This window comes from Longinema margulisiae (assembly GCF_025266855.1).
In the GTDB taxonomy this organism is placed as follows: domain Bacteria; phylum Spirochaetota; class Brevinematia; order Brevinematales; family Thermospiraceae; genus Thermospira.
The window spans coordinates 1674188-1691900 of the sequence record NZ_CP053071.1; the positions used below are offsets into that span (position 1 = coordinate 1674188).

Annotated in this window: 14 protein-coding genes and 2 CRISPR repeat arrays (1 of these 16 only partly in view); all 14 genes read left to right on the forward strand. The window is 42.4% G+C overall.

All coding sequences use genetic code 11. The annotated features are described in order from the left end of the window. A CRISPR array of direct repeats spans positions 1-2103; the repeat unit is 35 nt; unit sequence GTAGAAAAACCGTGACCTGTTTAAGGGATTACGAC; it begins 332 nt to the left of the window's first position. Between the two features lie 18 nt (positions 2104-2121). The 14 genes from csx1 to fliQ all read left to right on the forward strand — a co-directional run bounded on the left by csx1 (position 2122) and on the right by fliQ (position 17706). Beyond that, positions 2122-3444, forward strand: a complete 1323-nt coding sequence (csx1, locus tag BREVNS_RS07565) for a CRISPR-associated CARF protein Csx1 (protein ID WP_483426409.1) — start codon at positions 2122-2124, stop codon at positions 3442-3444. Between the two features lie 130 nt (positions 3445-3574). Continuing rightward, complete coding sequence (gene cas6, locus BREVNS_RS07570) at positions 3575-4522, forward strand: CRISPR system precrRNA processing endoribonuclease RAMP protein Cas6 (protein ID WP_483426410.1); 948 nt, start codon at positions 3575-3577, stop codon at positions 4520-4522. Beyond that, positions 4519-6783 carry a type III-A CRISPR-associated protein Cas10/Csm1 gene (gene cas10 / locus BREVNS_RS07575; protein WP_483426411.1) on the forward strand — a complete coding sequence of 755 codons (2265 nt, stop codon included), beginning with the start codon at positions 4519-4521 and terminating at the stop codon, positions 6781-6783. Before cas6 ends, cas10 begins: the two co-directional genes overlap by 4 nt. An 11-nt stretch (positions 6784-6794) precedes the next feature. Beyond that, on the forward strand, positions 6795-7208 hold the full coding sequence (gene csm2 / locus BREVNS_RS07580; RefSeq protein ID WP_483426412.1) for a type III-A CRISPR-associated protein Csm2: 414 nt from the start codon (positions 6795-6797) through the stop codon (positions 7206-7208). A gap of 14 nt (positions 7209-7222) precedes the next feature. Continuing rightward, positions 7223-7903, forward strand: coding sequence for a type III-A CRISPR-associated RAMP protein Csm3 (gene csm3, locus BREVNS_RS07585; RefSeq protein ID WP_483426413.1), 681 nt, complete (start codon positions 7223-7225; stop codon positions 7901-7903). A 2-nt stretch (positions 7904-7905) separates the two neighbouring features. Continuing rightward, entirely contained in the window at positions 7906-8841 is a 936-nt protein-coding gene (csm4, locus tag BREVNS_RS07590; protein WP_483426414.1) for a type III-A CRISPR-associated RAMP protein Csm4, read from the forward strand. Further along, positions 8838-9923, forward strand: coding sequence for a type III-A CRISPR-associated RAMP protein Csm5 (gene csm5 / locus BREVNS_RS07595; RefSeq protein WP_483426415.1), 1086 nt, complete (start codon positions 8838-8840; stop codon positions 9921-9923). The genes csm4 and csm5 overlap by 4 nt, the downstream gene beginning before the upstream one ends. Positions 9924-9926: 3 nt before the next feature. After that, positions 9927-10337, forward strand: a complete 411-nt coding sequence (gene csx20, locus BREVNS_RS07600; protein WP_483426416.1) for a CRISPR-associated protein Csx20 — start codon at positions 9927-9929, stop codon at positions 10335-10337. Between the two features lies 1 nt (position 10338). Beyond that, entirely contained in the window at positions 10339-11844 is a 1506-nt protein-coding gene (locus tag BREVNS_RS07605) for a hypothetical protein (RefSeq protein WP_483426417.1), read from the forward strand. Between the two features lie 312 nt (positions 11845-12156). Then, positions 12157-13215, forward strand: coding sequence for a CRISPR-associated endonuclease Cas1 (gene cas1 / locus BREVNS_RS07610; protein ID WP_483426418.1), 1059 nt, complete (start codon positions 12157-12159; stop codon positions 13213-13215). 2 nt (positions 13216-13217) lie between these two features. Next, positions 13218-13493, forward strand: a complete 276-nt coding sequence (cas2, locus tag BREVNS_RS07615) for a CRISPR-associated endonuclease Cas2 (RefSeq protein ID WP_483426419.1) — start codon at positions 13218-13220, stop codon at positions 13491-13493. Next, positions 13490-13780 (forward strand): CRISPR-associated endonuclease Cas2, encoded by a 291-nt coding sequence (cas2, locus tag BREVNS_RS07620; RefSeq protein ID WP_483426420.1) that lies wholly within the window; start codon positions 13490-13492, stop codon positions 13778-13780. The genes cas2 (BREVNS_RS07615) and cas2 (BREVNS_RS07620) overlap by 4 nt, the downstream gene beginning before the upstream one ends. 249 nt (positions 13781-14029) lie before the next feature. Further along, a CRISPR array of direct repeats spans positions 14030-16392; the repeat unit is 35 nt; unit sequence GTAGAAAAACCGTGACCTGTTTAAGGGATTACGAC. A gap of 281 nt (positions 16393-16673) precedes the next feature. Then, a complete protein-coding gene (gene fliP, locus BREVNS_RS07625; RefSeq protein WP_483426421.1) occupies positions 16674-17426 on the forward strand; it encodes a flagellar type III secretion system pore protein FliP in 753 nt (250 codons plus the stop codon). 10 nt (positions 17427-17436) lie between these two features. Beyond that, the gene (gene fliQ, locus BREVNS_RS07630; RefSeq protein WP_483426422.1) at positions 17437-17706 is read left to right on the forward strand and encodes a flagellar biosynthesis protein FliQ; all 270 of its coding nucleotides are present in this window, start codon (positions 17437-17439) and stop codon (positions 17704-17706) included. The last annotated feature ends 7 nt before the right edge of the window (positions 17707-17713 follow it).

Below are 17713 nucleotides of genomic sequence, written 5' to 3' on the forward strand. Positions count from 1 at the left end.
CTTACCAAACCAACCTCTTTTTGCAAACCAAACTTTAGTAGAAAAAGATTGACCTGTTTAAGGGATTACGACCCCTTTTAAAAGAAATGTCATATTTTCCTCCTTCTTTTCTTGTAGAAAAAGATTGACCTGTTTAAGGGATTACGACTTCCAACAACGTCCTCGAGTTCAAACTCGTCTGCAGTAATGTAGAAAAAGATTGACCTGTTTAAGGGATTACGACTCCTACGACGGCGTCCGGCGATGTGCTACCCCAACCAAAACTCGTAGAAAAAGATTGACCTGTTTAAGGGATTACGACGCTTGAAGGGTGATATTATCTGTATATGCCCAATCGCGTAGAAAAAGATTGACCTGTTTAAGGGATTACGACAATATGCCCCCCGAGAGGATAAATGTCTCCAGTCATAGAAATAGTAGAAAAAGATTGACCTGTTTAAGGGATTACGACCAAATGTCTCCAGTCATGGAAATGCGGACATCCTTCCCTACGGTAGAAAAAGATTGACCTGTTTAAGGGATTACGACCAACGGGAACACATTGGAGATTGCTACCTCAACAATACAGTAGAAAAAGATTGACCTGTTTAAGGGATTACGACTCAACAAGATTTTTCAACGCTTGCGCGCTTACAACCATGTAGAAAAAGATTGACCTGTTTAAGGGATTACGACCAATATAATATTTAGTATTTATCCAAGTTTTTATATCAAGTAGAAAAAGATTGACCTGTTTAAGGGATTACGACTACCAGAAAAGATTAGAAATTTGTTTATTCTTGATGTTGAGTAGAAAAAGATTGACCTGTTTAAGGGATTACGACAACATTTTTTGTTTCTTCATCTGCATATTGTTTCAATTGTAGAAAAAGATTGACCTGTTTAAGGGATTACGACAGAAAATGCAATATCATAATTATACAACTTTACAATTAAAGTAGAAAAAGATTGACCTGTTTAAGGGATTACGACAAAACCAACTGGTAATGGAATAAGCATACCTTCATTCTCTCTAGTAGAAAAAGATTGACCTGTTTAAGGGATTACGACATTTGGCCATCTCTTCATCTTTTCCTCCTTTTTCTTCTGTAGAAAAAGATTGACCTGTTTAAGGGATTACGACAAGCCGACGCAGAGCCTCGATGTTTTTCTCCTGCGGTGCAAGTAGAAAAAGATTGACCTGTTTAAGGGATTACGACTTCATCGGCACTCATTGTTATTACATGCTCAGCGATGAGAGTAGAAAAAGATTGACCTGTTTAAGGGATTACGACGTGCCGTATTGCACCACGCAATAAACCGGCGTTTTTGGGTAGAAAAACCGTGACCTGTTTAAGGGATTACGACCCACGCAATAGTACTTCATATGTCCTCCTTTTATCTTCACGTAGAAAAACCGTGACCTGTTTAAGGGATTACGACCTGACCTTCTGGGTTAACTCAATGACATCGATATCCTGCATGTAGAAAAACCGTGACCTGTTTAAGGGATTACGACAGTAGACTTTAGTTCTACAACATATCTCACGCTGTCGATGTGTAGAAAAACCGTGACCTGTTTAAGGGATTACGACCCTGAGTTCCTCTTCCACATACATTCCAGCAAACTCTGGTAGAAAAACCGTGACCTGTTTAAGGGATTACGACAAGAGGCTTCACCTCAAGAGAGCCTTGCTCTCTTACAACAAGTAGAAAAACCGTGACCTGTTTAAGGGATTACGACAAATAATTACATCGCCCACATCATACATATATACCTCCTTTGTAGAAAAACCGTGACCTGTTTAAGGGATTACGACCTCTTCTATGTCATAATCATATTCGCTTATTTCTTCGTTTTGTAGAAAAACCGTGACCTGTTTAAGGGATTACGACCTGCGCCTGCCAGCATTTCGATAACATCATCGAAACGTCCCGTAGAAAAACCGTGACCTGTTTAAGGGATTACGACGCCTTGCCTCCACACCAGAGTTTTTCCGCTATCTTAACCAGTAGAAAAACCGTGACCTGTTTAAGGGATTACGACATTCGTTTGTCCATTCCAGTTTGTGTTTTTTGAGCAGGATTGGTAGAAAAACCGTGACCTGTTTAAGGGATTGAAGGTAATGAGGAGGGGTGAAGGTGGGAAATAAAAAATCGCTTATTGTACAGATTGGAAGGATGGACAAAAATCAGGAGGTATCTTATTCTTTTGCCTATCAAGGTCAAACTATCGAGAAATCGCTTTCTTCGTTGGCTTTGAAGGAGTTTGTGCCTGAGGCAGAAGTCATTTTGTTGTATCCTGTGAGTCTCCCTTTTAATCATAGCTTCCTCTCTCTTGATGAAGAAAAGTCAAAAGATCCTTTCTGGGTGATGGTGAGAAACATTTTAACGAGTGATCAAGGAAGGCAGGATTACTTTTCTTCTCCTGAAACCCTGTTTGATAGACATCCTCATCGAGTCTTGTGTGAGGGAGTGGTGTGTTTCCCTGCTTTGGGTGAATATGAGGGGGTGTCTTTTGAGGCCTCTCTTGAGGATGTGATACTGTATTTTTTTGTGTTTTTTGTTCGGGAATACCTTCGGGAGTCATTTGATAGTCTCTATGTTGATGTGTCTTCGGGGCTTAATATTTATGTTTCTGCGTTGCTCGAAGCAGTAAAATATTTTCATGTCTGGCTTCAGTTTTTTGAGGAAGAGGACAAACACATCTTTCTTGTCTATACAGATCCCATTCTTGGATCTGGGAAGAAAACGTATCATCTCTTTTTATATACCCTGGAGAGCAAGGCCTTTTTCTCTTCTCCTCTCTCGTATGGAGATGTGGAACATGGTTTGCCCAAAAGGATCATAGAACAGCTTGGCTATGAAAGAGAACAAAAAAAACTATTAAAAGGGTATCTTGAAAACTTTTGCCTGCTTTTTGGTTCGTTTTTATATGGGACTCCCCTTGTGATGTATTCGTTTTCGTTTGATGAGAGGAAAGAGGTAGAAAAATTTTCCCAAAAGTTTGTGGAAAAAATTATCCAGAAAATCTCTAAGGATTTGGTAAAACCTTTTCACTTTGATTATCATGAGATAAAAGCTACTTTGCTGGCACTGGGAATGTATAGGGGGTTATTGAAACTTCTCGAAGAGAAAAACATAACTCAGAAAGAAGTAAGTCTTAAAGAATTGCTAGCCACCACTGAAGCCGTGTATGAAAAATTTCGCCTCTTTTCTCAGCTGTTTCTTGTGAAGACTGAGGCATCGTCTAATTTTCGTTCAGTATCAGAAAACAAAGAGTGGGTTCCTCTTCGGAATTTTCTAAGGTATGATATTGGTGAATTTGAAGATAGACATTTCTTTGCTCACGCAGGTTTTGAGAGAAATAGTGTTCTTGTGAGAAAAGAGGGCGACAATGTCTGGCTGAAATATGCAGAGGAGGCGAAAGAAAGAATCCGGAATTGTGTCAGGAAAAGGGTATGAGTTTTACAGGAAAGATCTTTCAGTATCTTTGAAGGAGGCAATAAAAAATATTTTTGATGCCCCTTGACAGGGGTTTTCTTTTGCCTTACAATTTGTCTGGTGGGAAAATGGCTGGGGGTAGTAGGAGTATATGGAGTCAGTAGGTTTTGTTTACCGACAGTTTACTCTGCATTTTGAGCTGGCGAGAGAGACGGTTTTTGATGTTTTTCCCACCTTTGTGATACGTTCAATTCTTGGCAAGGAGCTTCGTTCGCTTGCCTGTATTTTCAAGGGGAGACAGTGTGATGAGTGCGGGCTTGTCAAGCATTGTCCTGTCTCTATTCTCTTTGAGACGCCACTTTCCAAGGACGAAGCCTTTATGCGGGGACTCAATCGTGGAGCCCATCCTTTTGTTTTCTGGACGGAGGTGGGTCTTGGTCAAAAGGTTCGATCTTTTCCGCTTTTTTTGACAATTATTGGTTGTTTGGATGAGGCTTTTCCTTTCATTTATGGGGCTCTCTTGAGGGGATCGCGGGGAGGGATACTGAGAGAACGGATTCCCTATGAGATTGTGGGTGTTGAGTCGGATGGAGTAGTTATAGGGACAAAGATGGATACTCTGGATATGAAAACTCTCTCTGGGGCGAAGTGTTTTACTCTGTCGCTTCAGCAGGATGTTCGTCGTTATAGGCAATATCGAATTGTTTTGTCTACACCCTTACGTCTCAAGCATGAGGGTCGGTATATGAATCGCCTTGATCCGGGTGCTTTTCTTGCTTCTATTCAACGAAGACTCTGGCAATTGTCAGCTCTTTATGGGGAGGCAAAGACACTTCCTCGAGTGGAGAGCCATCCTTCGTGGCAAATAAGGGATATCAATGTGCGCTGGCAGGATCTTTCCCACTATTCGGCAAGACAGAAGCGCCTCATCAAATTGGGTGGGCTTGTGGGGGATTTTGTGCTTGAAGGGGAGTTTTCTCCCTATGAAGAGGGACTCTTGGAGGCGGCTACGCTTTTTCATGCCGGGAAGAATGTAGCCTTTGGCCTGGGAAGGGTGGAGATGAGAGAAAAGACTTTGGCAGAAGAGGAGGGGAGATGACAGATCTTCAGCGTATTGTATTGGCAAGTCTCTTTCACGATATAGGAAAGTTTGCTCAGCGCACAGGGTTTCTGACTCACAATGAGATTGATACGTCCAAAGAGGATTTGAAGTATGAGCATGCTTATTATACCAGATTAGTGTTAAATGGCGTTTTGGAAAAAGTGGGAATAAAAGATGACAATCTTGTTTCTCTTTCTGCAAGGCATCATAATCCATCAATGAATCTGGAATGGTTGATTGCCGAGGCTGATAGAATTTCGTCGGGTATTGATAGAGAGGGGAGTGGGGGATATTCAGAGCAAGGAGTGGCAAATACTCCCTTGCAAAGTGTTTTTGAGAATCTGTATGAAGAAAGTGGCAACTCACATGTCTATAAATTAGGACCATTGACAGCGGAGAATCTTTTTCCCCAGCAGGTAAGCCCTGGATTGAATTATAAAGATCATTGGAATAATTTTCTTGGGGAACTTGGAAAACAAAAGATATCTGAGAGTGAAACTCTTTATCTTGCTCTTGATACCTTGCTTGAACGATGGTGGTGGTGTATTCCGGCATCGACTCAGCAGGGTAATACTGACGTGAGTCTCTATGACCATAGCGTTACAACAGCGGCCCTTGCCCCAGTGATGTATGAATACCATCGACAAAAGGGGGACTTGGAGGATATCGAAAGAATCAAGAATAGAGAAGAAAAAAAGTTTCTTCTTGTGACAGGGGACGTCTCAGGTATTCAGAGGTATATTTTTGATTTGAAGACCACCTCTTATAACGCAAAGATATTGCGAGCTCGTTCCTTTGAGATACAGATACTTTCGGAGGTGGTGGTGTATGAGATTTTACGAAGGCTTGGATTACCCATTTTCTGTCGAATTATGAATGGAGGTGGACAATTTATATTGCTCTTGCCAAATACCAGGCAAACCCGAGAATGTTTGAGTGAAGTGAGAACAGAACTTCAAAGACATTGTCTGGTCCGTTATTTTGGAGGGCTATCCCTGAATGTTTCCGAGGGTGTTGAGGTATCGGCTTTGGATTTAATGATGAGCCCTGAACAAGATGGTCTCACACCTATTCAAAGGACAATGCAAAAACGGGTGCAGGATGCCCAGAAGTCCAAAGAGACAAAATATCAGGCAGTTTTCTCTTGTTCAGAGGATCATGTTTTAGGAAGATACTATGAAAGTATTTCCTCTGCTCAGGATATATGTGGTGTGTGTGAGATTCGTCCGAGACGTGAGGGAGATACATGTGAGGTTTGCAGGAAACTCATAAACATAGGTGGACGTTTGCCAAAGGCTACAGCGGTGATCTTGAAAAAGGAACAAAAAGAGGCTTTCTTGCCTTTTGGGTGGGATGTAGAGATAGAAACAGGACAGAGGGGAACCTATGGCCCTATGGTGTTTTCTGTGAATGCTTATAAAGATGGGTATCCCATGATGAAAATGCCATACTATCTTCCTCAAGAGGGAGAGCGTATTCTTGAGTTTGCTGATTTGGCGGAAAAGTCTACCGGGACAAAGAAGCTTGCCATGTTCAAAGCCGATGTGGACAATCTGGGGAGTCTTTTTGCCTTTGGTCTTGGGAGAAGACTTTCTCTTTCACGTTATGCTACGATGAGTCGTATGCTTCATGCCTTTTTTTCTTTGTATGTGCATTATTCTCTTGTGCAGAAGGGAGACTACTCCCTCATTTATACTGTTTTTTCAGGGGGAGATGATCTCTGTGTCCTTGGACCATGGGATAAAGTGATAAACTATGCCCGATTTATTCGACAGGAGTTTGGCAGGTTTGTCTCGAATAACAGGGTGACGCTTTCAGGTGGTATAGTGCTGGCACCATCTTCTCTTCCTGTGCGTTTTATGGCTTCTCAGGCGGAAGAAGCACTTGAAAAAGCCAAGGGTTTGAAGGATAAAAATGGTGTGACGTTATTTTCTACTTCTGTGAAGTGGGACGATTTACCAGGGCTTATGGAAGAAGCCGATCGACTTGAGAAAGAGATAGAACAGAATATCCTTTCTTCAGTCTTTGTCTATAGGCTTCTTCGTTATCAAAAAATGCGAAGGGAAATCGATGAGGGGAAAAAGCTCTCAAGAAACCTTCTCTGGCGTTCTCATTTTTACTATGCTTTTTCACGAAATTTCAAACAAACTGATAGGCAACAAAAAGAGAGAAGGCTTGAGGAGTTGGTGAAGTTGATAGAGGAAAAGAAGCTCACCATTCCCGTGAGTTATGTGAGTTATAAAAGACGAGAAGAGTAAGGAGGGTGTGTATGCCTGTAAATTTTTATTCGAATGGACATATTCGGCCGGAATTGTTGTCAGACGAAGCATGGAAAAAAGCTAACGAGTTTGGAAGAAGAAATAACGAAAACAATAAGTTTGAAGGTGTAAGTAAAACTCAGATAAGGAAAATTTTTGATGAGGTGAAACGACTTGAACGGATGCTTTCTGTAAAAGAGTGGACGGATATTTTGCCCCTTATCAAAATGCTCAAGCCAAAGGTGGCTTATCAGGTGAAAAGAGCCATAGAAAAGGAAAAGTACCTGACTCAATATTATAAAAAATTTGAGACTTTTATTGCAGAGAGTATTGATGAAGTGAAAGAAAAAAGGGATTTCGAGGCGTTCTGTCTCTATTTTGAAGCCGTATATGCTTATTACTATAGTATTTCTGATAAAAAGTAAAAGGGGAGGATAACATGAATCTTGTAGATTACAAGAAACTCCAGGGAAAGATTCGTATTGTTAGCGGTCTTCATATCGGAACGAGTAGAGATAACATTGAGATTGGAGGGATGGACAACCCTATCATCAGAGATCCCTATACAGAGGAGCCATATATTCCCGGTTCTTCTCTCAAAGGGGCAATGAGAGCCATTGTAGAATGGTACTATAAACGACTGGATAGGTCAGGTAGTCACTGTAAATGTGGAAGCCCAACGTGTCAAGCGTGTCGGGTGTTTGGAGCAGGAAATGCAAATAATGCAGACAATGCACTTCAAAGAGGTCCGACTCGCCTTTTTGTTCATGATGCTCGTTTGACAGAAGAATGGCGAAAGAAATTCCAGCAAGGAGACACTCTTGTAGAAGAAAAGAGTGAAAACTCTATCAATCGAATTACAGCAGAAGCAAATCCCCGACCTATTGAAAGAGTAGTACCGGGAGTGGAGTTTGATTTTTCTCTGAGTTATCGTATTATTGATACAGGGGATGGTGGTGAAACAGATACAAGGTATTGGAATGAGGTGGTTTTGAAGGCTTTAGCTATCCTGCAGCAATACAACTATCTTGGCGGAGGAGGGAGCCGGGGGAATGGACGCATCATGTTTGTGGATTTGAAGGATGAAAATGGTCAAGACGTAACACTGCCTAAGGTATAAGTATGAAGCGGTATCGTGTTATTCTCCGGCCTCTGTCAGCTCTGCGGACCCCCCTCTATGCAGATACGCTCTGGGGGCATATCTGCTGGGGTATTGTCTGGCATGAAGGAGAAGAGGGGCTCAGGAAGTTTTTTGAGTCTTATGATCAGGGCAGACCCGCTCTTCTTCTGTCTGATGCGTTTCCTCATGGGTATTTGCCTATGCCAGTCCTCAAAAAAGAGATGAAAACCGAAAATAGTGATGTTTTGAAAAAGCAGGTGGAAACACGAAAAAAGATCAAAAAAATGCAGTATATTCCTCTTGAGTGGTTTCAAGAGAGACTTTCTCTTAGTATGATCATCAATAAATTGGAGACAAATTCTTCCAGTGGTTCGTATGTGATGCTGGATTTTTCTCAAGAGGAAACCTATACTCATAACGTCGTGAACCGGATGACGGGAACCACGGCTGACAATAGTCTCTATAGCGTAGAGGAGAGATGGTATAAGCCGGATGTCTCTCTTGATGTCTATGTGCTGACAGAGGAACCGAAAGAAAGGATTGAGACGCTTTTTGGTTGGGGGCTTGAGAATGGTTTTGGAGCCGATGCCTCGACAGGAAAGGGACGGGTGGTGGTTGAGAAGATAGAAGAAGTCGCGGATTGGCCGGTGGAGGGCAATCGTTATATGGCCCTGGCTCATTTTGTTCCTTCCTATAATGAGGGAATAGAGGGTTTACGCGCGGATATCTTTGTACGTCATGGGAAAGTAGGCGGTGTTTTTGGTCAGTATGGCAATCCCTTCAAAAAGCCTATCGTGATGTACACCTCCGGGGCGACGATGAAACTTTCTCAGCCTACGGAATGGGTAGGTACCCTGTTGAAGAATATACACCGAGAGGAGAAGATTCGTCACTATGCCTGCGCTCCAGTGATTCCTTATCAGGAGGATCATGAATGATTCGTTATACGATGGAATTCACCCCTTTGGGGGCTTTGCATATAGGGACAGGAAATGTTCTCTCCCCTCTCGAATATACGGTGAAAGAGGGTCAGTTTATTCGGTTTTCCCTTGAGAAATTAGTTTCTTCACTTTCTGAACAAAAAAGAAAGATATTATTGCAGAAGATAGATAAAAATGATCTTACGGAGATTATTCTCTTCATTCAAGAGAATATAATGGATGACTGTATTCTCTACCAGTATCGGGCGGATAAGGATTTTGTTCAAAAGTTTCAGAGTAAAATTGCCGATCCGGTGAATCAGTTATTGGTCTATGAAATGTACAAGGACCCCTTGACCTTTGAGCCTGTTATTCCCGGATCATCTATCAAGGGAGCTCTGAGGACAGCGATTGTGAATACATTTGCTGAAAGGCAACGTTCGCGGTTTGAAGAGTATCTAAGGAGGGGAAGAGATTTTTATAAGAGTTTGGAGAAAGAGATTTTGGGGTACCAAGATGACATTAGAAATGATCCTTTTCGTTGTATCAGAGTATCTGATTGTCGAATTGAAAAACGAGAAAGTGTGGAAATTGGGGAAATTGTAAATTATAAACCGTCAAGAAAAAATTCTTTTGCATCTATTCAGCTTATAGGGGAATATATTTGTGGCTATTTACTGGGATATACTCATAGTTATAAGTTTATCATCGAAGAAAATAATGATTTGTTTGACAAAGATGTTTTTGCTACTTCTTTTTCATTGAGTGAAATGTTGAAAGACATAGATTACTTTTACAAAAGACGTTTTAGTAATGAAAGTAAAAAATTTTACAAAGATTCTTTAAATTCTGATATTAAGAAAATGAGAAACGACTTTCTAAATTATTTATCCCAAATTAAACCAGAGCAAAATGAATTTTTGATTCGCCTTGGTCGGTATTCTCACGTTGAAAGTATGACATTGGATTTAAGGTTATCTTTGGTTGGGAAACCTCATCCCAAAGCAGCGAGAGATGGAACATCACGAATGCTCTCGTTGAGTTCTTGTTTCCCATTTGGCTGGGCAAAACTACGGGTTGTAGATATCAAGAAGGTCTAATCCATGCCCCCTTGCTACACCCTTCTCAACCACGAACCCACGCCTGAGCAGAGAGAGGATCTCAGGAGCCACTGGGAGGCTGAGATAGTCCTGCCCCCCGAAGAGGTGAAACAGGCGTGGGCATCGATCTCTCCAGAGGGAGAACTCACGTCTTTTCTCCTTGGGCCTTTTTTGGTGTGGCTTGAGGAGGCTCCACCTGGCAGTCTTGTCTGGGTGCAGGGAGAGTATGGGGCCACCTATCAGATGGTACGTTTTGCTCTTCAACGAGGGCTTGTGCCTATCTATGCCACGACCAAGCGGGATGTGATTGAAGAGAAACAGCCAGATAACAGTGTGGTGAAACGGATGGTGTTTCGTCATGTGCAATTCAGAAGGTATGAGCCGGATTCATCCTTTTTGGAGAGAGGGGAATAGTATGGACAAGAAAGCCATGCTCTGTTTTTCTACCCAGAATCAGGTGGTCAATCTTGTCCCGGCTTTGCTTTTGGGAGTGAATAATCTCTTGGTTCTCTCGACGGAGAGGGCCACAAGGGAGGGATGGACAGAAAATCTCAAAGCAGTATCAGAAAAAAGAAACATACACACCACGATTTTTGAGCTTGGGAATGTGCCGGAAACGGATATTTTTGCGATTGTGAGGTTTATTCAGGAAAGGATGGTATCAGATACTTCCTTTTTTGTCAATATCAGTGGTGGTCAGAAGCCCATGGCTCTTGCGTTGTATGAGTATTTCAAGCAGAGTGAAAAGGCAGAAGCTCTTGTTTACATGGAGGGAAATCAAAAAAAGATAGAAATCTATCGCAAAAATGGTGAGAAAGAGGAAATGCCTATCAAGACTCATCTTGAGCTTGAGGAGATCTTGTCCTTGTATGGGTACGAACTCAAAGAGTCTCCCCAGGAACTCAAGATTGGAGCGAGTGTCTGTGAACAAAAGATAAAACACCTGGATATGGCTCTGAAGATGGCAGAATACTATAAAACGAAAGAACTTTTTCAAAGACTTTTTCTGGAGTCGATGTTTCGTCCCTCTATGGTGGTAGAAAGAGTGACCACTGACAGAATCCAGAAAGCCATTGATAAACTCAAACCGGAACTGGATCAACTTGGGATAGCAGGCGATACAGGTTTTGGTCGGTATGATACCAAAATGAGAGAGATGAAAAAGTACATAGACACAGCAAAGAGAAAAAATGACTGGAGAGAATTTCAGAGGCTTGCTGAACTTTATTATGATATTCCCAGGATGTATAAGGAGTACTGGAATGTCCTCAAGAAAAAGATGGCCGAATATGTGGAGGCAGAATCCCGGCATATTCAGGAGAATGGGGAGTACAATGGACCTATCATTGATAAAAGGGGCATTGAAGAAGAGAAATATCGCGTTCTTGAATCCTGGCTCACCTCCTGTGGGGGGCACTTTAAAAACGTGGAAAAAAAGGACGGGCGATATTTGATACGTTCGAGTAATGTGATATATTTTGACAGGATAGGAATAGCCTTTGAAAAAATGGTGGTCTCTGAGGTGGTTCGTATCCTGCAGGAGAAAAGTGATCTGAGGGAGAGGGTATGCGGGCTTTTCTATAGTGTGAAAACACGCAAGAAGGGGTGTACGGTTTCTGATAAGCATGATGCTGAATATGACCTTGTGATTGTTACCAGCTATGGGACACTTCTTCTCGTGGAGATGAAATCAGGGGAGTTTGAGACGGATACGGCTCGAGGTAAGGAGCATGGCGCCTATCAGAAATCCGGTCCCTATGGGAAGTCGGTGATTGTGGGTCCGATGCTTTCTTTTTTAGAGGGGAAGGAATATCACTGGGTATCACAGACCATTCGAGATCAGAAGGTGAAATGTGAGCAGGCGGGATTGGACTACTGCTACTTTGACAAGATCGAAGAGTATCTTGAGAGAAAGCTATAGGACAAGCAAGAGTAGAGAGAAGGAGCAACTAAAAAAATTCAAGAAATGAGGATACAGGATGAACTCTTTTCCTGTATAATGTGAGAAAAGTTATCAGGAGGAGACCTTTGCACGAATGTGCAAAGGTCTCAAGAAAGTAATAAAAAGCAAAAAGTAGTATAAAAATATTTCTTTCCATAATAAACAAGCCTATTTTTTTCATAAAAAAAGACAAATAAGCCCTTGTGAACAGAAAAAGCGGGGTTTCAGGGGCGTAGCCCCTGACCCAAACAGGGGAAGAAAACACCCGTGCAAGGCTCTCAGGAGGAGAGGATGTCTCATGTTTACGTCTTGACCGAAGGGGGAAAACTCCGTCAGGAAAACAAGAATCTTGTTCTTGAAACGCCTTCTTTCAAGGAGATTATCAGACCTGGAAGTGTGGATCAGATTGTTTTTCTTGGGGGAGTGGATATAACTCGTTCTGCGCTGGCTACATTGGTACATTGGAAACTACCAGTTGTTTTTTTGAATAGAAATGGGGCGTTCAATGCCAGGTTGACCTATGGGGAGAGGGAGCATGTGGCTCTTCGGATGAAGCAGTATGATCTTTTGAAAAACTCTGGTTTTTGTCTTCGTTTTTCTCAGGCAATTGTTGAGGCCAAGATTGAGAATCAGATACTGGTGATGAGGCGTATCATTCGCAATAGAAAGCTCGATGAGGTATTGTTGGGGTATGTGAGGGATGTGGAACAGGTGAAAAGACGGGTCAGAGAATCCAGTACAGTTGAAGAAGTGCGTGGGCATGAAGGTTTGGCGGCTAAATTGTATTTTGCCGTTTTGGCCAGGGCTTTTTTGCCAGAGTGGGCGGTCTTTTGTGGGCGAACGCGTCAACCACCGGAGGATAATGTGAATGCAGTTCTCAGTTTTTTGTACACGCTCCTTTTTTACCGGTTAGATGGTTTTCTGATGACGGAGGGGTTTGATGTCAGAGTGGGTTTTTTTCATGCTTTGGAGTACAATAGGCCTTCGCTTGCTCTTGATTGTATGGAGGAGTTTCGTGCTCTTTTGGTGGATAATCTGGTGATTTCTCTTTTCAATAAGGGAGTTTTGAAGCCAGAGGATTTTGAGGAGAAGGAGTTTGGACGAGAAAGTATTGATTTTCCGCTTGAAGAAGGGGGTTCTCTTGAGACGAAAAAGGGTGTTCTTCTCACTACTGATGGGTGTCGGAAGGTTATTACGCATTTTGAGGAGACTCTTCGGGATAAAGACGTGTATTATGAACCATTGGGGGAGGTTGTCTCCTGGAGACAGATTTTGCTTGAACAGGTGAGACACCTCAAAAGAGTGGTTATGGGTGAGGAGGAGAGTTATAAACCATTTGTAGGGAGGTGAGGGTGATATTTCTGGTGTGTTATGATATCCGTTCTCCAAAAAGGCTTGCTAAGGTGGCAAAGCTTTTAGAACGTTATGGTCTTCGGGTGCAGAAGTCATTTTTTATGGTCGAAGGGGAGTGGGAAATGATAGAAGAGATGAAAAGAGAGGTTTTTCGGGTGATGAAATTGAGATTGGATAGTTTTTTTGTGTATCCTTTGTGTCGGACGTGTTATGAGAGTATTCAAAAAGATGGCACGGGAGATATGCTCAAGGTGGAGGATTATCGAATCTTATGAGGGAGAAGAGGCATTACCTGGTGATTTATGATATCCGAAGCCCAAAGAGGCTGCGAAAGGTGGCGAAAATAGCCGAAAGATATGGTCAGAGGGTGCAGTATTCGGTATTTGAATTGTATACCACAATGGAAGTTTTGAAACAATTGCGGGAAGAGGTTCGGGAGGTATTGAAAGAAGAGGATTATGCGGTGTATTTTGTTTTGTGTGAAAAGGACTGGCAAAAACAACAAAAATTTGGTCCTGGTCATGTACAGAATCCTGATGAACTTGACTACAGGATTATTTGAGGATTTTCTCTTGACAGCAGGCTCAAATTGTGCTATACTATTTCTGTGAGATCTGTCAAAAACCCATGACGCAGATCTCCCCGAAGTGTGTAAGTGTCGATTTTTCCGTGGAGGTCTGAAGTCTTTGTAGGACAAGAGGATATAGGACTGAGGTGATGTTTTTTGGCTCTGGAAGGGCTCTTTTTGGTGGGGGTCTGCAAAAAAAGGGGATCTAAGTGCTTGTCTTTCAAGGCCCAAAAAGGGGGTGCTGTAGAAAAACCGTGACCTGTTTAAGGGATTACGACTCACATCTATTTGTGTTTTATAATGCACCACCAGTAAGTAGTGTAGAAAAACCGTGACCTGTTTAAGGGATTACGACACGATTTCCGGCGAGCTTGAAGCCAGGACTGATTGCAGCGCGTAGAAAAACCGTGACCTGTTTAAGGGATTACGACGTTATATTGAAAGTGATTTGAAAAATCTCGTATGTTTGTAGAAAAACCGTGACCTGTTTAAGGGATTACGACTTAAAAAGAGCCTCCTTTAATTCTCTGTTTGAAAGGATGTAGAAAAACCGTGACCTGTTTAAGGGATTACGACTGAGTTCTGAGAGGGTTATATTTTTTTCATTCAGGGCTTGTAGAAAAACCGTGACCTGTTTAAGGGATTACGACTCTTAAAAAGAGCCTTCTTTAATTCCCCGTCCGAAAGGACGGTAGAAAAACCGTGACCTGTTTAAGGGATTACGACCTTCTTCCTTCGCTTATATTATAACACGGCGTTTTTGTAGAAAAACCGTGACCTGTTTAAGGGATTACGACGCACGCAATCCACACCGGCTATATCTGCAAGCACTAAAAGTAGAAAAACCGTGACCTGTTTAAGGGATTACGACTGGGACAACGTCGTTATACACATCTATAAGTTCAAATTCGGGTAGAAAAACCGTGACCTGTTTAAGGGATTACGACCCGCCAGCGACTTTACGGACAAAATCTCTCCAGTACGGCACTACGTAGAAAAACCGTGACCTGTTTAAGGGATTACGACACAGCGAAGCGGCTAAACTAAATTCATTAGCCGCACGAGAGAGTAGAAAAACCGTGACCTGTTTAAGGGATTACGACATATTCGAAACCATACGACTTTGTTTCGATTGCGGACAGTCGTAGAAAAACCGTGACCTGTTTAAGGGATTACGACTGGTCCTCAGGCTTAAACGAAACAGCGATACCATTAGTAGAAAAACCGTGACCTGTTTAAGGGATTACGACCTGCCACTCCACAAATCGAAAACATAACTTGCAAGTAGTAGAAAAACCGTGACCTGTTTAAGGGATTACGACTGGCCAGGGAGGACAACCTCTTTGTCCTCCTCAATCTCGATAGTAGAAAAACCGTGACCTGTTTAAGGGATTACGACCCTACGCTCGAACTTATTCCACAATTCACCACACCACACCGGTAGAAAAACCGTGACCTGTTTAAGGGATTACGACGTTCCGTCTTCGAGGTAAATGTGATAACCGCTTTAATGTAGAAAAACCGTGACCTGTTTAAGGGATTACGACCGCAACATCATCGGTAACAGGTTTGTCATACATTGTAAAAAAGTAGAAAAACCGTGACCTGTTTAAGGGATTACGACTTTATTAAAAAACCTGTGTAGCACACCACATCGTGTACATTCGTAGAAAAACCGTGACCTGTTTAAGGGATTACGACAGATGCGGAACGTCTTCGCATTGATTGCTTGTGCTTTTTCACGTAGAAAAACCGTGACCTGTTTAAGGGATTACGACAGACAATTACAGAATCACACAGTGGTAAGCAATGCACGCCGTGTAGAAAAACCGTGACCTGTTTAAGGGATTACGACAATGCCGTCGATGTCAACCACTGCGTCGATGCGATAGGTAGAAAAACCGTGACCTGTTTAAGGGATTACGACGTTCACGCAATTCTTCTTGTGTCCAGAAAGAAGGTGCTTGTAGAAAAACCGTGACCTGTTTAAGGGATTACGACCTTTGCATGCTTTCTTACAAACTCTTCAGAGAACAATGTTGTAGAAAAACCGTGACCTGTTTAAGGGATTACGACTCTTACAAATACCATCATAAAGTTTCTCCTCCTTTCGTTTTGTAGAAAAACCGTGACCTGTTTAAGGGATTACGACTTGCGTTCATAGTGTTTCATTGTTTACCCCCAAAAAATTTTTGTAGAAAAACCGTGACCTGTTTAAGGGATTACGACGCAAGTTTATGATAGCGATAAGCATAAAAAATTCTCAAAAGTAGAAAAACCGTGACCTGTTTAAGGGATTACGACCTTTTTGGCATCTGGCAACACCTTCCAAAAGGGCTTGTCCAGTAGAAAAACCGTGACCTGTTTAAGGGATTACGACCTTTTTGGCATCTGGCAACACCTTCCAAAAGGGCTTGTCCAGTAGAAAAACCGTGACCTGTTTAAGGGATTACGACTCATTGGCAGCACGAGAAAACCTTCTCCGCACAAATACTGTAGAAAAACCGTGACCTGTTTAAGGGATTACGACATATAGAGCCAACTGCCCAATGTAACGAATCCCAACCGCCTGTAGAAAAACCGTGACCTGTTTAAGGGATTGGGAGTGGAGAGGGGAATGTTGTGTATGGGATTTTGGGTGTGTGGTCTGATCCAGATGGGGAGAGTAAGAATGGCAACAAAAGGCTATCTCTTGAAAGTGGAGATAGCCTTTTTGTTTTGTGTGTTCAGAGGGGGAAGGGCATCCTATATCTCTATCTCTCAAGAACTTTTGAAAAATTTTTTGAAAAATTTTTCAAAAAACACTTGATTTTTTTTTATTATCATCTCATAATATATCGTGCGTAGTAGTAAGTATCCTTCTACTACTACTAACGGGAGGGAGGAAGTGAAAAAACCGGCTCTCTATGCAGGGCTTTTGCTTGCTTTGTCGGTGGCTGGGTTTGCTCAGCAGGCTCAGAATATTCCTATACCGTCGGTGAATGTGAATATTACCGAGGCAAAGACACCCCGTCAGGTGGCTCTTTCGCTTCAGGTGCTCTTTTTGATTACGATTATCTCTCTTGCACCGACGCTTTTGATTACGCTGACCAGCTATATCCGGATGTATATTGTGCTTTCCTTTGTGGGGCGTGGGCTTTCTCAGCAGGGACTTCCACCAAACCAGATCATTGTGAGTCTTGCTCTTTTTATGAGTCTTTTTGTGATGTATCCTATCTTCCAGAAGTCGTATCAAGAGGGGATTGGGCCCTATTTAGATGGGAAGATTCCCTTGGCAGAGGGATACAAAAAGGCGATGAAGCCCATTCGGGAGTTTATGTTCAAGCAAACGTCGGAACGCTATATCTACCGGTTTGTCAAGATGGCCAAGGTAGAAAGGCCAAGGAATCGTGATGATGTGCCGGATTATGTGCTTATTCCTGCGTTTATCCTGAATGAACTCACGATTTCGTTCTATATGGGAATGTTGATTCTGATTCCGTTTACGATTATTGATATTGTGGTGGCCAGTGTGTTGATGTCCATGGGTATGATGATGCTTCCGCCGACCATGGTGGCTTTTCCCTTGAAACTTGTGTTGTTTTTGGCGGTGGATGGCTGGGACCTTTTGGTGGAAAAACTGGTGCTCAGTTTTCGTTAGGGAGTAGGGGATGTCGGATGGTCTTATTCTCAAACTGATGAGTGAGTCGCTGTATCAGGTGCTTTTTTTGTCGGTGCCACTTCTTGGTATCTCCATGATAGTAGGACTTATTATCAGTATTTTTCAGGCGACCACGTCTATCCAGGAACAGACACTCACCTTTGTGCCAAAGATGGTGGTGATTTTGCTTCTTATGGTTTTTTTAGGGCCGCTTTTTTTGAGGGAATTCAAGGATTTTACCTACCGGATTTTTGAGTATATAGCCCAGGCACGCCTGTAGGAGGATA

What these genes read in the sequence shown, in the direction of transcription:
- cas1 (WP_483426418.1), top strand. Translation starts at nt 12,157, where the DNA reads ATGTCTCATGTTTACGTCTTGACCGAAGGGGGAAAACTCCGTCAGGAA.
- BREVNS_RS07605 (WP_483426417.1), top strand. Translation starts at nt 10,339, where the DNA reads ATGGACAAGAAAGCCATGCTCTGTTTTTCTACCCAGAATCAGGTGGTC.
- cas10 (WP_483426411.1), top strand. Translation starts at nt 4,519, where the DNA reads ATGACAGATCTTCAGCGTATTGTATTGGCAAGTCTCTTTCACGATATA.
- csm5 (WP_483426415.1), top strand. Translation starts at nt 8,838, where the DNA reads ATGATTCGTTATACGATGGAATTCACCCCTTTGGGGGCTTTGCATATA.
- fliQ (WP_483426422.1), top strand. Translation starts at nt 17,437, where the DNA reads ATGTCGGATGGTCTTATTCTCAAACTGATGAGTGAGTCGCTGTATCAG.
- cas6 (WP_483426410.1), top strand. Translation starts at nt 3,575, where the DNA reads ATGGAGTCAGTAGGTTTTGTTTACCGACAGTTTACTCTGCATTTTGAG.
- csm3 (WP_483426413.1), top strand. Translation starts at nt 7,223, where the DNA reads ATGAATCTTGTAGATTACAAGAAACTCCAGGGAAAGATTCGTATTGTT.
- csx20 (WP_483426416.1), top strand. Translation starts at nt 9,927, where the DNA reads ATGCCCCCTTGCTACACCCTTCTCAACCACGAACCCACGCCTGAGCAG.
- csm2 (WP_483426412.1), top strand. Translation starts at nt 6,795, where the DNA reads ATGCCTGTAAATTTTTATTCGAATGGACATATTCGGCCGGAATTGTTG.
- csm4 (WP_483426414.1), top strand. Translation starts at nt 7,906, where the DNA reads ATGAAGCGGTATCGTGTTATTCTCCGGCCTCTGTCAGCTCTGCGGACC.
- cas2 (WP_483426420.1), top strand. Translation starts at nt 13,490, where the DNA reads ATGAGGGAGAAGAGGCATTACCTGGTGATTTATGATATCCGAAGCCCA.